The 14,145-nt window shown below is 70.0% G+C and carries 12 protein-coding genes; 10 read left to right on the forward strand and 2 right to left on the reverse strand.

Going from position 1 to position 14,145, the window contains the following annotated elements:
- Positions 1-203 precede the first annotated feature (203 nt).
- From A3CE_RS0132995 to A3CE_RS0133020, 6 genes are all read left to right on the forward strand, one after another.
- Positions 204-728, forward strand: a complete 525-nt coding sequence (locus A3CE_RS0132995) for a (2Fe-2S)-binding protein (RefSeq protein WP_020644376.1) — start codon at positions 204-206, stop codon at positions 726-728.
- Entirely contained in the window at positions 728-3,169 is a 2,442-nt protein-coding gene (locus A3CE_RS0133000; RefSeq protein ID WP_020644377.1) for a xanthine dehydrogenase family protein molybdopterin-binding subunit, read from the forward strand. Before A3CE_RS0132995 ends, A3CE_RS0133000 begins: the two co-directional genes overlap by 1 nt.
- Entirely contained in the window at positions 3,166-4,020 is an 855-nt protein-coding gene (locus A3CE_RS0133005; RefSeq protein ID WP_020644378.1) for an FAD binding domain-containing protein, read from the forward strand. Before A3CE_RS0133000 ends, A3CE_RS0133005 begins: the two co-directional genes overlap by 4 nt.
- An 88-nt stretch (positions 4,021-4,108) precedes the next feature.
- The gene (locus A3CE_RS0133010; RefSeq protein WP_020644379.1) at positions 4,109-4,909 is read left to right on the forward strand and encodes an SRPBCC family protein; all 801 of its coding nucleotides are present in this window, start codon (positions 4,109-4,111) and stop codon (positions 4,907-4,909) included.
- Positions 4,910-5,236: 327 nt separating this feature from the next.
- Positions 5,237-6,460: a GGDEF domain-containing protein gene (locus tag A3CE_RS0133015; RefSeq protein WP_026469107.1), complete on the forward strand. Its 1,224-nt coding sequence runs from the start codon at positions 5,237-5,239 to the stop codon at positions 6,458-6,460.
- 178 nt (positions 6,461-6,638) lie between these two features.
- On the forward strand, positions 6,639-7,706 hold the full coding sequence (locus tag A3CE_RS0133020; protein ID WP_020644381.1) for an NAD(P)-binding domain-containing protein: 1,068 nt from the start codon (positions 6,639-6,641) through the stop codon (positions 7,704-7,706).
- A gap of 138 nt (positions 7,707-7,844) precedes the next feature.
- On the opposite strand, the gene A3CE_RS0133025 is transcribed toward A3CE_RS0133020, so the two are convergent.
- Positions 7,845-8,894 (reverse strand): aldo/keto reductase, encoded by a 1,050-nt coding sequence (locus tag A3CE_RS0133025; RefSeq protein WP_020644382.1) that lies wholly within the window; start codon positions 8,892-8,894, stop codon positions 7,845-7,847.
- Between the two features lie 100 nt (positions 8,895-8,994).
- Here A3CE_RS0133025 and A3CE_RS0133030 point away from each other — a divergent pair, with 100 nt between their 5' ends.
- The 4 genes from A3CE_RS0133030 (at position 8,995) to A3CE_RS0133045 (ending at position 13,575) form a co-directional block, all read left to right on the forward strand.
- Positions 8,995-9,570 (forward strand): TetR/AcrR family transcriptional regulator, encoded by a 576-nt coding sequence (locus tag A3CE_RS0133030; protein WP_020644383.1) that lies wholly within the window; start codon positions 8,995-8,997, stop codon positions 9,568-9,570.
- Positions 9,571-9,836: 266 nt separating this feature from the next.
- Complete coding sequence (locus A3CE_RS0133035; RefSeq protein WP_020644384.1) at positions 9,837-11,396, forward strand: discoidin domain-containing protein; 1,560 nt, start codon at positions 9,837-9,839, stop codon at positions 11,394-11,396.
- Positions 11,397-11,404: 8 nt separating this feature from the next.
- Entirely contained in the window at positions 11,405-12,637 is a 1,233-nt protein-coding gene (locus A3CE_RS0133040) for an MFS transporter (RefSeq protein ID WP_020644385.1), read from the forward strand.
- Positions 12,634-13,575 (forward strand): TolB family protein, encoded by a 942-nt coding sequence (locus tag A3CE_RS0133045; RefSeq protein WP_020644386.1) that lies wholly within the window; start codon positions 12,634-12,636, stop codon positions 13,573-13,575. Before A3CE_RS0133040 ends, A3CE_RS0133045 begins: the two co-directional genes overlap by 4 nt.
- On the opposite strand, the gene A3CE_RS0133050 is transcribed toward A3CE_RS0133045, so the two are convergent.
- Entirely contained in the window at positions 13,565-14,137 is a 573-nt protein-coding gene (locus tag A3CE_RS0133050) for a TetR/AcrR family transcriptional regulator (protein ID WP_020644387.1), read from the reverse strand. The two genes, A3CE_RS0133045 and A3CE_RS0133050, sit on opposite strands and share 11 nt — an antisense overlap.
- Positions 14,138-14,145: the final 8 nt, after the last annotated feature.

Raw genomic sequence — 14,145 nt, forward strand, 5'->3', positions numbered from 1 at the left:
GCATCCCGACGGGCCACAAAAGTTCACCCATCTGGATCTCCGCACATTCGGCGTCGATGCGGTGATTGCCGCGTATCTGCGGAATCGATAGTTGAACGTGTGACATCAGGGCTTGTCGGCGTGAAGGTCGCGTAGCACGCTCGGGGATTGTGAGCCCGATCACTGTCGGGCAGGCCGTTCCCGAACCGGCTTTTGGAGGCCTGATGCGCATCACCGTCACCGTCGACGGGACGAAGTACACCGACGAAGTCGAACCCCGCACCCTGCTCGTGCACTACCTGCGGGAGCGGCTCGGCAAGGTCGGCACCGTCGTCGGCTGCGACACCAGCAACTGTGGCGCGTGCACCGTCCACCTGGACGGGCACAGCGTGAAGTCCTGCTCCGTGCTGGCCGTGCAGGCCGACGGCTGCGAGGTCACCACCATCGAAGGTCTCGCCCGCGACGGCAAGCTGCACCCGGTGCAGCAGGCCTTCCACGACAACCACGCGCTGCAGTGCGGGTTCTGCACGCCGGGGATGATCATGCAGTCGATCGACCTGCTGGCCGACAACCCCGACCCGGACGAGCACGCCGTCCGCGAGGGCCTCGAAGGCAACCTCTGCCGCTGCACCGGCTACCAGAACATCGTCCGCGCGGTCCGGGACGCCGCGAAGCAGATGAGCCCCGGCGCCGGCCCCGAAGCCGAGCGGATCGCCGAGAACAAGCACGTCGGCGTGGGTGGTGACTGATGACCGCCACGATCGAACCGGAGGTCGGGAAGTCCCGCCGCCGCAAGGAGGACGAGCGGCTGATCACCGGCCGCACCCGCTGGACCGACAACATCACGCTGCCTGGCCTGCTGCACCTGGCGGTGCTGCGCAGCCCGTTCGCGCACGCCAAGATCGTCTCGATCGACACGTCGGCGGCGAAGGGCGCGCCCGGCGTCATCGCCGTCTACACCGCCGAGGACCTCGACCCGGACGGCTCGGTCGGCATGCCCTGCGCGTGGCCGATCACGCCGGACATGAAGGCGCCGCGCCGCCCGGTGCTCGCCGCCGGCACGGTCAACTTCGCCGGTGAGGGCGTCGCGGTCGTCGTCGCGCGGTCGTCGGCCGAGGCGCACGACGCGCTCGAGGAAATCGACGTCGAATACGACGAGCTGCCGGTCATCCTCGACATGGAAGCCGCCATCGCCGACGGCGCCGCGCTGGTCCACGAGGACCTCGGCACCAACACGAACGCGGTCTGGAAGTTCGACTCCGCCGAAGCGGGCACCGGCGGGAACGTCGAGGACGCGATCAGCTCGTCGGAGGTCGTGCTCAAGCGGCGCTTCCGCCAGCAGCGGCTGGTCCCGGCCTTCATGGAGCCGCGGGCCTGCGTCGTCGACCCGACCAGCGCCCAGATCACCGTGTGGTCGGCCACGCAGATCCCGCACATCCTGCGCGTGATGTCGGCGCTGACGCTCGGCATCCCCGAGCACAAGCTGCGCGTGATCGCCCCGGATGTCGGCGGCGGCTTCGGCGGCAAGATCGGCGTCCTGCCCGAAGAGATGATGGCACTGCTCATCGCGCGGAAGCTCGGCAAGCCGGTCAAGTGGAACGAGACGCGGTCGGAGACGATGCTCGCCGCGCACCACGGCCGCGACCAGATCCAGGACATCACCATTTCGGCGACCCGCGACGGCCAGGTCACCGGCCTCAAGGTCGAGCTGCTCGCCAACCTCGGCGCGTACAACGGCCTCGTCGGCCCGGGCGTGCCGATCCTCGGCGCGTTCATGTTCAACGCGATCTACAAGATCCCGGCGTACCACTTCGCGTGCACCAACGTGTACACGACGACGACGCTGACCGACGCCTACCGCGGCGCCGGGCGCCCGGAAGCGACGTTCGCGATCGAGCGGATCATGGACGAGCTGGCCGCCGAGCTCGGCGTCGACCCGATGGAACTGCGCGAGAAGAACTGGATCAAGCACGAGGAGTTCCCGTTCACCACGGTGTGCGGGCTGACCTACGACTCCGGCAACTACGAGGCCGCCACCGAGAAGGCCAAGCAGCTCTTCGACTACGACGGCCTGCGCGCCGAGCAGCGGGAGCGTCGCGCGTCGAAGGACAAGGTCCAGCTCGGCATCGGCATTTCGACGTTCACCGAGATGTGCGGCCTCGCGCCGTCTCGGGTGCTCGGCTCGCTCGCCTACGGCGCCGGCGGCTGGGAATACGCGTCGATCCGGATGCTGCCCACCGGCAAGGTCGAGGTCACGACCGGCGCGTCGGCGCACGGCCAGGGCCACGAGACGGCGTGGAGCCAGATCGTCGCCGACCAGCTGGGTGTCGCTTTCGAGGACGTCGAGATCCTGCACGGCGACACCCAGTCGTCGCACAAAGGCCTGGACACCTACGGTTCGCGGTCGCTGGTGGTCGGCGGGATCGCCGTCATCAAGGCCGCGGAGAAAGTCGTCGCGAAGGCCAAGCCGATCGCGGCGCACCTGCTCGAGTGCGCCGAGGACGACCTCGAGTTCGCCGGCGGCAAGTTCACCGTGAAGGGCACCGACACGTCGACGACCATGGGCGACGTCGCACTCGCGACGTTCTTCGCGCACAACCTGCCCGACGGGGTCGAGCCGTCGCTCGACTCGGACGCGACGTTCGACCCGGAGAACTTCTCGTTCCCGCACGGCACGCACCTGTGCGCGGCCGAGGTGGACACCGAGACCGGCCGGATCAAGCTGCGTTCGTACGTCTGCGTCGACGACGTCGGCGTCGCGGTGAACCCGCTGATCGTCGAGGGCCAGGTGCACGGCGGACTCGCGCAGGGCATCGCGCAAGCGCTGTTCGAGGGCACCGAGCACGACGAGAGCGGCACGCTCACTACCGGCACGTTCGCCGACTACCTGCTGCCCTCGGCGGCCGACCTGCCGTCGTTCACCACCGACCGCACGGAAACGCCGTCGACGACGAACCCGCTCGGCGCCAAGGGCGTCGGCGAAGCGGGCACGATCGCGTCCACCCCGGCGGTGGTCAACGCGGTGGTCGACGCGGTGCGGCAGTTCGGCGTCAACGACATCGAGATGCCGTTGACGCCGATGCGGGTGTGGCACGCCATCCAGCACGGCACCACCGACGCGGGCGGCCCCGGCCGCGGCGAAGCCGGTGGCGGCCTCGGTTCGATCGACGCGACCGGAGGTGCGCAGTGATCCCGGCTTCCTTCGACTACGTCCGTCCGTCCACAGTGGACGAGGCGGTACAGGCGCTGGCGTCGGCGGGCGAGGACGCCAAGGTCCTGGCCGGCGGGCAGAGCCTGCTGCCGGTGCTCCGGATGCGGCTCGCCGCACCGACCACGCTGGTCGACCTCGGGCGCGTCGCCGAACTGCGCGGCGTCCGCGAGGAGGGCGACACGCTGGTGATCGGCGCGATGACGACGCACTACGACGTCCAGCGGGACGCCTTGGTGGCTTCGCACGCGGCGTTGCTCAAAGAAGCGACGGACACGGTGGCCGACCCGCAGATCCGCCACCGCGGCACCCTCGGCGGCGCGATCGCGCACGCCGACCCGGCAGGCGACCTGCTGGCGCCGGTGCTCGCGCTGGACGCTTCGCTGGTGGTGGCCGGGCCGTCGGGGCGCCGCACGGTGCCGGCCGCGGACTTCTTCCGCGACCTGTTCACCACCGCGCTGGCCCCGGACGAGCTGCTGGTCGAGGTCCGCGTACCCAAGCACACCGGGTGGCGGGCGCACTACGAGAAGTTCAACCGGGTCGCCCAGGCGTGGTCGATGGTCGCGGTAGCGGTCACCGTCCGCACCGAGGCGGGTGTCATCGAGGAGGCCCGGGTCGCGCTGACGAACATGGGCTCGACACCGGTCCGCGCCTCGGGCGTCGAAGCGGCGCTGGTCGGCGTCCAGGCCTCGGCGGACTCGATCGCGGCGGCGGCTTCGCACGCGGCGGAGGGCACGAATCCGCCGGTCGACAGCAACGCCGACGTCGAATACCGCCGTCACCTGGCCCGTGTGCTGACCGGCCGCGCGATCGCCGCGGCAGCCGGGGCCTGAGGAGCCGGTTCGTCCCCCTGGCCGCCGTCCCGGCGGCGGCTAGGGTGGGCACCGGACACCTCAGGACTGGCAGAGAGGAGGTCGGCCCGTGCGGCTCGACCACGAATTCACCGTCCCGGCTCCGATCGGCGAGGTCTGGCAGGCGGTCGTCGACCCCGAGCGTGTCGCGCCGTGCATGCCGGGCGCCACGCTGACCAAGGTCGAAGGGGACAAGTTCAGCGGGACGGTGAAGGTCAAGCTCGGGCCGATTTCCTTGCTGTACAAGGGAAACGGCGAATTCCTGGAGAAGGACGAAGCCGCGCACAAGGTCACGATCAAGGCCTCGGGCAAGGACTCCCGCGGATCGGGCACGGCGGCTGCGACGGTGACGTTGACGTTGACGGAGGCCGACGGCGGAACCCACGGATCGGTGGCGACGGACCTGGCGATCACGGGCAAGCCGGCCCAGTTCGGCCGCGGCCTGATCAGCGAGGTGGGCGGCAAGATCCTGGACACGTTCGCGGGGTGCCTGTCGGGCAAGCTGGCCCCGGAGCAGCAGGTTTCGGAGCAGCAGGTCTCGGAGAAGCCGGTCTCGGAGAAGCGAGTGGCCGCGAAGCCGGTGCCGGATCCGGCCGCGCCGACGACCGAACCGACGGCCACGGCCGAGCCGGTCGCCAAGCCCGAGCCGGCGGTGAAGGCCCCGACCACGGCGGAGATCAACACGGAGCCGAAGGCCAAGCCCGCCGCGGACCGGCCGGCGCTGCACAGTGTCCCGGCACCCCCGGAGACCGAAGCGATCGACTTGCTCGACTACGCGGGCCAGTCGGTGCTCAAGCGGGTGGCTCCGGTGCTGATCGGGATCGCCGCGTTGGTCGGGTTGGTGGCGATCGTTCGCGCGTTGCGCAAGTGAATTGATCCGCGCGCGTTGCGCAAGTGAGCTGATCCGCGCCGGTGGTCGATCTGGCGTGCCTCCTTCGGTGAGCTATCAGTGGGCCGCTGAGCTGGGCTGATCTACTCTGTGCGGGTCTTCGAGCAGGTGTGCTGCCGGCAATTCCCCCGGACCGGCGACGCAGCTCGCCGGAACGGCTACGCTGGGCCACTTGGTCGGCCGAACTTCGCGCAAGGGGTACGTCACGATGCCGGTTCGTCACGTCTGTGGCCTCGGCTCTTGAGAGCGCAGGCCGCCGTGCGCCGGGAAGCGATTTCCGCCTGGCCGGGCTGGCCTGTGCGGTGGGCGATGTGGGCCGGTGCCAAGACCCGCTGGATCCCTTACGCCCTCGGCTGCGAACTGCTCGCCGTCGTCGCGACCGGGACTGCCTTGGCCACCGGGTTCGGCGGATCGGTGCGTCCGGTGTGGTTCGCCGTGCTGGTCGCCCTCGGGGTGGCCCAGGCCGAGATGTCGCGCCGCATCGAACGGTTGCGCCGGTGGATGAGCGGGCAGACGCACATCAACGTCACCTCCGTCTGGTACCTCGCCGGGGTCGTCCTGCTGCCGCCGGCTTGGGTGGCGCTGCTGGCCGTCGTGCTCTACACGCACCTGTGGGTGCGAGTGTGGCGACAGGTCCGTACGCGGCCCGCTCACCGTTTCGTCGCGAGTACCGCTTGGGCGATGCTCTCCTGCTTCGCTGCTTCCTCCGTTCTCGCGGTCTTGGGTCTGCACGGGACGCCGTTGCAGACGCCGCGCGGGTTGTTCGCGCTCTGCCTGGCGGCCGCGGTGTTCGAGCTGGTGAACGTCGGCCTCGTGGCAGCCGGCATCTACCTGTACACCAGCCAGCGTTCGGTGGCCGACCTCGTCGGGACGTGGGAAGACAACGCGTTCGAGCTGGCGACCCTCTGTCTCGGCGGGCTCGCCGCCCTCGCGCTGGTCGAGCAGCCGGTGCTCGTGCTGTTCGTCGTGGCGCCCTTGCTGCTTCTGCACCGCTACCTGCTGCTGAAGCAGCAGCTGCAGGTGGCGGCCGTCACCGACGAGAAGACCGGGTTGCTCAACACCGCGGGCTGGCACGAATCCGCGGTGCGCGAGCACGCCCGCGCGCAGCGCCGCGGCACCGACGGGGGCTTCGCGGTGCTGATGATCGACCTGGACCACTTCAAGCGGATCAACGACACCTACGGTCACCTGACCGGCGACGACGTGCTGGCGGCCGTCGCGGTGGCGATCTCCGGTTCGGTGCGCCAGGGCGACACGGTGGGCCGGTTCGGCGGTGAGGAGTTCGTGGTGCTGCTGCCGGGCATCGGCCGCGCCGACGTGCTCGCCATCGCCGAGCGGGTGCGGGTGGCGGTGGGCGAGCTGAACGTGGTGATCTCGACGGGTACCGGGACGGTCCGGGTGAGTGGCCTTTCGGTGTCGATCGGGGTCGCGCGGCATCCGGACGCGGGCCTGGCCCTCGACGACGTCCTCCGTGCGGCCGACGCGGCGCTGTATCGCGCCAAGGAAGCCGGTCGCAACCGGGTTGCGGTGTGAGAGGCGGTTCGGGGCGGTGCTGTATCGGGCCGCGGTAGCTGTGCGGGTGAGGCGTTGGAGCGCGGGTCTGATCGATCGAAGGTCGATCTGGTGTGTGGGGTGAGGGGCAACCGTCCGCAGCTGTGCCGCTGTGATGCAGGGCGCGAAATACGCCGCCGCGCCGGTCGTTGCACTTCGTATGAGCGGCGCGGATCACGAGACGGATGTGGTGGTGATCGGGGCCGGGCAGGCCGGGCTGTCCGCCGCCTATCACCTTCGGCGGGCCGGGTTCGCCAACCGGAGCGGGTTCGTCGTGCTCGATCACGGGAAGCGGGCCGGGGGTGCCTGGCAGTACCGGTGGCCGTCGCTGGTTCTCGGGAAGGTTCATGGCATCCATGACCTGCCCGGCATGGCTTTCGGCACTCCGGATGCGACGCGTCCCGCCTCCGAAGTCGTTTCCGAATACTTCGCGCGCTTCGAAAGCGTTTACGACCTCCCGGTGCTCCGGCCCGTCGACGTCCAGTCGGTGACGCGGGCGGGGGAGCGGCTGGTCGTCTCCAGCCCGGCCGAGTCCTGGGCCGCGCGTGCCGTCATCAGCGCCACCGGGACCTGGGACCGTCCTTTCTGGCCGCGCTACCCCGGCCAGGAGACCTTCGCCGGGCGTCAGCTGCACACCGCCGACTACACCGGACCCGAAGACTTCCGCGGCAGGCGCGTGGTCGTGGTCGGAGGTGGGGCCTCCGCCGTTCAGCTGCTCATGGAGTTCGCGCAGCTCGCCCGCGCGACGGCCTGGGTCACGCGCCGGCCGCCCGTGTGGCGTGACGAGCCCTTCAGCGAGAACTGGGGACGCAATGTCGTCGCCAAGGTCGACGAGCGGGTGCGGGCCGGGCTGCCGCCCGAAAGCGTTGTCAGCGTGACCGATCTGGCCGTGACGCCGGAAGTGCGGGCCGCCCGCGCCGCCGGGATCCTCGACCGGCGGCCGATGTTCGAACGCATCACGCCCGAAGGTGTCGTCTGGCCTGACGGTGAGCGGTTCGACGCCGACGTGATCCTCTGGGCCACCGGCTTCCGCGCGGCGATCGACCACCTCGCGCCGCTGCACGTCCGCGGACCCGGTGGCGGGATCCGCATGGACGGCACGCTCGTGGTGCTCGAGCCGCGCCTGCACCTGGTCGGGTACGGGCCGTCGGCGAGCACGGTCGGAGCCAACCGGGCCGGCCGCGCCGCGGTGACGGAGATCCGGAAGCTGCTGCGTTCGGAGCGCTGAGGGTCTTCGCCGGAAGGCGAAGACGAGAGTGGCAAGAGGCATACGACCAAAGCTACCGAACATCTGTGCGAACACCATCGCTGAATCGGGTGATCTTCCGGGGGAGACCGTTTCCCTTGTGTCGCACCGGAAAAACCGTCACGTCAGGGCCATTCCCGGTACGCGGGCACGGATCGCCGTCATGGTCGCTTCGTCCGAGACGCCCTGCCAGTCGTACCGTGGCGTGTAGGGGGCGCTAAGCGCGTGCACGTCCGAGTCGGTGAGTTCGACGTCCAGCGACGCGACCGCGTCGTCGATCTGCCGGGTCGAACCGGCGCCGACCAGCGGGGCGGTGACGACCGGCTGGCGGTGCAGCCACGCCAGGGCGATGGACGCGCGGCTCACGCCGTGCGCGGCCGCGACCTTGCCGACCGCGTCGACGATCGCGCGGTTCGACGCCTCTTCCGCGGGCGAGTACAGCATGTCCGCGTAAGCCCCGTCGGTGCCGGAGCGGGCGGTCGACTTCGCGTCGTCCCAGGCGCGAGCGAGGCGGCCGCGGGCCAGCGGACTCCAGATGATCGTGCCGACGCCTTCGTCCAGGCACAGCGGGATCATCTCGCGTTCTTCCTCGCGGGCGAGCAGGTTGTAGTGGTCCTGCATGGACGCGAACCGGGCCCAGCCGTGCTGCTTCTGCAGGTGCAGGGCCTTGGCGAACTCCCAAGCGAACATCGACGACGCGCCCAGGTAGCGCACCTTGCCGGCCTTGACCAGGTCGCTGAGTGCCTCGAGGGTCTCTTCCAGCGGCGTCGCGTGGTCGTTGCGGTGGATCTGGTAGAGGTCGATGTAGTCCGTGCCGAGCCGCCGCAGCGAATGGTCGACTTCGGTCATGATCGCCTTGCGGGACAAGCCTTTCCCGTTGGGGCCGGGGCGCATCGGATGGCGCAGCTTCGTGGCGATCACGACGTCGTCGCGGTCGGCGAAGTCCCTGAGCGCGCGGCCCAGGATCTCCTCGCTGGACCCATTCGAGTACATGTTCGCGGTGTCGAAGAAATTGATGCCCACGTCCAGGGCGTGCTTGATCAGGGGGCGGGCCTGCTCTTCGCCGAGGGACCAGACGGGGTGGCCGCGGTCGGGTTCGCCGTAGGTCATCGCGCCGATCGCGATGGGCGAGACGTCCAGGCCGGTGGTGCCGAGCTTCACGTAACGCATGACAGGGTCTCCTGACCGTAACTCGCGGAGGATGCTCCGGATGTAACACCGAAACTAGCGGAGGATTCTCCGCATGTCAAAGATGAGGCATGATCGGGGCATGACAGACGGGACGTACGGCACCCAGCGCAAGGCCGCCGCGCGCAACCGGGTCGCGATCATCGAGGCCGCTCACGAGCTGTTCGCGCGGAACCCCCTGGTACCGCTGAGCGAGGTCGCCAAACGCGCCGGTGTCGGAGCCGGCACCCTCTACCGCCACTTCCCGACGCGCGAAGACCTGATCCTCGCGGCCTACCAGCACGACATCGAACGCCTGACGACCACCGCCGACGACGTGCTGGCCCGCCATTCGTCCGCGAAGGCCGCCTTCGTCGAGTGGTTCGAGATCCTGTCGGCCTACATCCGCATCAAGCACGGGCTCGGCGACGCGCTGCACGGCGCCGCGGCCCAGGAGCTCATCAGTGCCTCGTGGGCGCCCACCACCGCGGCCGTCAAGAAGCTCGTCGACGCGTGCGTGGCCGAAGGCAGCATCGCGGCCGGGCACGACCCCGCCGACATCATCATGCTCATGAGCTTCCTCTGGCGCGTCGCGAACAACGACGACGGCGCCGCGCAAGGGCGACGCCTGATCGCCACGATCTTCTCCGGTCTGCAGGCGCCGCCCCGCTCGAGCTGAGTCCCGCGCCGCGGGGCAGTAGCCCGCTCAACGGCACACGCGCTGAGCAGCGGAAATCGTGAAAAACTCACCCTCTTGACCGATTCAAGGGCAAGACAAGTCTTGTCATCCGGAACGGCACGTCGTTACAGTCCGAATAGTTAGGAAACTTTCTTAACTGTTTGTCGAACGTTGACCCGACGCCGCAGCCCACCAGCCACCGCCAGGCCCGTAAGGAGCGCGACGTGCCTTCGACACGACTACGACCTCTTGCCCGACTCACCCCGGTGATCGCCGCCGTGGTGCTGCTGCCCTCGGCGATCGCCGCGGCCGCCACCCCGCAGGCCGCCGATGTCCTGCTGTCGCAGGGAAAACCCGTTGCCACGTCGACCGTCGAGAGCTCCTCGTACGCCGGCGCCAAGGCCGTCGACGGCAGCACCACCACCCGCTGGGCCAGTGCCGAAGGCGCCGACCCGCAGTGGCTGCGGATCGACCTCGGCCAGGCCGCCACGATCCACCGCGTGCTCCTCAACTGGGAAGCCGCTTACGCCAAGAAGTACCGGATCGAGGTCTCCGACGACGGCACGTCGTTCACCACGGCCGCCACCGTCGACACCGGCGACGGCAAGCTCGACGACCTCGGCGGCCTCAACGCCCACGGCCGGTACGTCCGTTTCGTGGGCGTCACCCGCGGCACCGGCTACGGCTACTCCTTCTGGGAGATGCAGGTCTTCGGCACCACGGACTCCTCGGGCGACACCCAGGCCCCGACCACGCCGACCGGCTTCGCCGCGGGCACGACGACTGCCACGAGTGTCGCGCTGACCTGGAACGCCGCGACCGACAACGTCGGCGTCGCCGGGTACGACATCCTCCGCAACGGCACGGCCGTCACGACCAGCACGGCACCGTCCTACACCGACACCGGGCTCGCGCCGGACACCGCCTACACCTACGCCGTCCGCGCGCGCGACGCCGCGGGCAACACGTCGCCGGCAAGCACGCCGATCACCGTGAAGACCAAGGCGGGCAGCGGGACGAGCTTCGTCCTCGCCGCCGCCGGAGACATCGCCGAACAGTGCACCGCGAGCAGCTCCGGCTGCGTCCACCCCAAGACCGCGAAGCTCGTCGAAAACATGGCCCCCGCGGGCGTGATCACCATGGGCGACAACCAGTACGACGAGCCCACCCTGGCCGACTTCAAGAACTACTACGACAAGACCTGGGGCAAGTTCAAGAGCATCACCCACCCGATCCCGGGCAACCACGAGTCCTACTCCGGGTTCACGGGCTACGACCAGTACTTCGGCGCCATCGCCAAGCCCCATGGCCAGCGGTACTACAGCTGGGAGATGGGCAACTGGCACTTCATCGCCCTCGACTCCAACGACTTCGTCACCCACGACGAGTTCGCCGAGCCGCCCCAGGTCACCTGGCTGAAGCAGGACCTGGCCGACAACACCAAGGGCTGCGTCGCCGCGTACTACCACCACCCGCGGTGGAGCTCCGGCGACCACGGTGACAACACCGACAGCACCGAGCTGTGGAACCTCCTGACGGCGAACAAGGCCGACCTCGTCCTCAACGGTCACGACCACGACTACGAGCGGTTCGTGCCGCAGAACGCCGACGGCAAGGCCGACGCGAGTGGTCCCGTCGAGATCGTCGGCGGTTCCGGCGGCGCCGGCCTGTACGACCTGAAGTCGGCCCACCCGACGACCGCCAAGCTGCTGAAGACCTTCGGCGTCCTGAAGCTGTCGATGACGGACACGTCGTTCCAGACGCAGTTCATCGGGGTCGACGGCAAGGTCCTCGACAGCAGCCCGACCTACACCTGCCACCAGTAGGCCCGGGCATGTACATCGCGGCAAGCCGTACCTCGGACCTGGCGGCCGGGACCGACCGGAAACCCGCGCTGAAACGGGTGTCCGCCAACGTCGTGGCCCTCGGCGTGGTCAGCCTGGTCACCGACGTCTCGTCGGAGATGGTCACCGCCGTCCTCCCGCTCTACCTGGTGCTCGGCCTCGGCCTGAACCCGCTGCAGTTCGGCCTGCTCGACGGCCTCTACGCGGGCGCCACGGCGGTCGTGCGGGTGCTCGGCGGGCACCTCGCCGACCGGTGGCGGCGGCTCAAGGCGGTCGCCGGGTTCGGGTACGGCTTGTCCGCGGTGTGCAAGCTCGGCCTGGTCGCGGCCGGCTCGTCGGTCACCGCGATCGGCGTCGTCCTCGCCGCCGACCGCACCGGGAAGGGGATGCGCACCGCCCCGCGCGACGCGCTGATCTCCCTCAGCAGCGAACCGGACGCGCTCGGCCGGTCGTTCGGCGTGCACCGCGCGCTCGACACGGTCGGGGCGTTCCTCGGCCCGCTGGTGGCGATGGCGGTCCTCGCCCTGAGCCTCGGCAGCTATCCGAGCGTGTTCTTCACCAGCTTCTGCGTCGCGGCGATCGCCGTGCTCCTCCTGGTCCTGTTCGTCCGCGACCGTCCCGGCGCGGTCGACCGCGCAGCCGTCTCCGCGCGAGCTGTGTTCGGTCTCCTGAAACACCAGGACTTCCGGCGCGTGACGCTGTGGGCGGCCCTGCTCGGCCTGGTGACCGTCGGCGACTCGTTCGTCTACCTCGTCCTCCAGCGCCGGTGGGAGATCGCGGCGACGTTCTTCCCGTTGCTGCCGCTGGGCACCGCCGGGGTCTACCTGCTGCTGGCCGTGCCGCTCGGCAGGCTCGCCGACCGGGCCGGCCGCTGGCCGGTGTTCCTCGGCGGGCACGCCGCGCTCGTCGTGGCGCTGGTGCTGCTCTGCGGTCCGCGGGCGGGGCTCTGGCTCGCCGTCGTCGCGCTCGGCCTGCACGGCGTGTTCTACGCGGCCACCGACGGCGTCCTGATGGGCGCCGCCGGTCCGCTCATCCCGCGTGATCTCCGGGCCACCGGGATGGCCGTCGTCCAGACCGGGCAGGCCGTGGCCCGGATGTTCTCGTCCGTCCTCTTCGGACTGGCGTGGACGCTGTGGGACCTGCGGCCCGCGGTGCTCGTCGCGGCGGTCTGCCTGGCCGCCGTCGCGCTGGCCGCCGCGTTCGCGAAACCGGTGCGCCCGTGAAGAAACTCGTCCTCGCCTTCACCGGCACGGCGCTCCTGATCGCCGCCGTCACGTACACGGTCAGCGCCCGCCACGGCACCGCGGACGCCGAGCCCGCCGCGCAGCTGACTCTCGCGCCCGGCCAGTTGCTGTTCCACGACACCGCCACCGGCCGCATCGGCGCCGTCCCCCTGGCCGACACCCAGGCGAAACCGCAGCTCAGTGGCCTGAAGTGCGACCGGTTCGCGGTCGCGAAGCAGACCGCGGTGTGCGTGGCCGTGAAGCCGGGCACGCTCCCGGCGGTGACCGACGTCCTCGTCCTCGACGAGCACCTCGGCGTCCGCCACACCGAGACGCTCCCGGGCACGCCGAGCCGCGCGCGGGTGTCGCCGGACGGCAAGCGCGTCTACTGGACGCTCTTCGTCACCGGTGATTCGTACGCGCAAACCGGCTTCTCGACCCGCGCGGGGCTCTACGACCTCGAATCCGGACGGCTCGTCAAGACGATCGAGGAGCTGCCGGTGTTCGTCGGCGGCGACCGCTACTTCGCCTCCGACGTCAACTACTGGGGCATCACCTTCGCCTCCGACGGCAAGCGCTTCTACGTCACCCTGGGCAGCAAGGGCAGGACGTACCTCGTCGAAGCCGACTACGCGCGTTATCGCGGTAAGACGGTCAGGGAGAACGTCGAATGCCCGTCGCTGTCCCCGGACGGCAAGCGCGTCGCCTTCAAGAAGAAGGCCGGCGAAGGCGTCTGGCGGCTCTCGGTACTGGACCTGGCGAGCCTGCGGGAGACCACGCTGGCCGAGACCCGCAGCGTCGACGACCAGGCGCTCTGGCAGGACGACCACACCGTCCTCTACGGACTGGAGAACGCCGTCTGGGCGGTTCCGGCGGACGGGTCCGGCGCGCCGCGGAAACTTCGCGGGGACGCCGTGTCGCCGGCCGTCACGGGGTGACGTCCACCGCCGCGAACAACGTCCGGACACAGAGGTCTCGCAGCTCGTCCTGGGTGATCTTCGGCTGGTCGAGCCAGTCGAGGATCACCGTGGCGACGAACATCAGCCAGCCGCGGACGGCCACCCGCGTCGTCTCGGTGACGGTGGTCAGCTCGCCGAGCGCGGCCAGGATGCGGCCGGCGTTAGCGGTCATCCCCGCCTCGCGGATCTCCCGGATCTCCCCGTCGGCGCCGCCGGCGGCACGGTGCACGATCCGGTAGCCGTCGGGGTGGGTGCGCGCGAACTCCAGGTAGACGTCGAGCCCGGCCCGCAGCTGCTCGGCCACGGGCAGCGCCGGGTCGGGCGCGCTCATCTCCAGGAGCTGGTCGCGCTGGCCGCGGACGATCTCCGCGAAGAAGTCCTTCTTGGTCGGGAAGTAGTGGTACAGCAGGCCGCGAGAGACCTGCGCGATCTCGGCGACCTCGTCGATCCACACCTCGTCGTACGGCCGCTGCGCGAACAAGCCGGCGCCGATGGCCAGGAGCTGCTCGCGCCGCCGCTCGGTGCTCAGCCTCGTCCGCATCTCCTGAG

Source organism: Amycolatopsis balhimycina FH 1894, from assembly GCF_000384295.1.
GTDB lineage: Bacteria > Actinomycetota > Actinomycetes > Mycobacteriales > Pseudonocardiaceae > Amycolatopsis > Amycolatopsis balhimycina.

Coding starts and splice junctions, on each gene's coding strand:
- A3CE_RS0133025 (WP_020644382.1), bottom strand. CDS start 8,894: ATGCGTTACGTGAAGCTCGGCACCACCGGCCTGGACGTCTCGCCCATC.
- A3CE_RS0133050 (WP_020644387.1), bottom strand. CDS start 14,137: ATGCGGACGAGGCTGAGCACCGAGCGGCGGCGCGAGCAGCTCCTGGCC.
- A3CE_RS0133015 (WP_026469107.1), top strand. CDS start 5,237: ATGTGGGCCGGTGCCAAGACCCGCTGGATCCCTTACGCCCTCGGCTGC.
- A3CE_RS0133030 (WP_020644383.1), top strand. CDS start 8,995: ATGACAGACGGGACGTACGGCACCCAGCGCAAGGCCGCCGCGCGCAAC.
- A3CE_RS0133040 (WP_020644385.1), top strand. CDS start 11,405: ATGTACATCGCGGCAAGCCGTACCTCGGACCTGGCGGCCGGGACCGAC.
- A3CE_RS0133020 (WP_020644381.1), top strand. CDS start 6,639: ATGAGCGGCGCGGATCACGAGACGGATGTGGTGGTGATCGGGGCCGGG.
- A3CE_RS0132995 (WP_020644376.1), top strand. CDS start 204: ATGCGCATCACCGTCACCGTCGACGGGACGAAGTACACCGACGAAGTC.
- A3CE_RS0133000 (WP_020644377.1), top strand. CDS start 728: ATGACCGCCACGATCGAACCGGAGGTCGGGAAGTCCCGCCGCCGCAAG.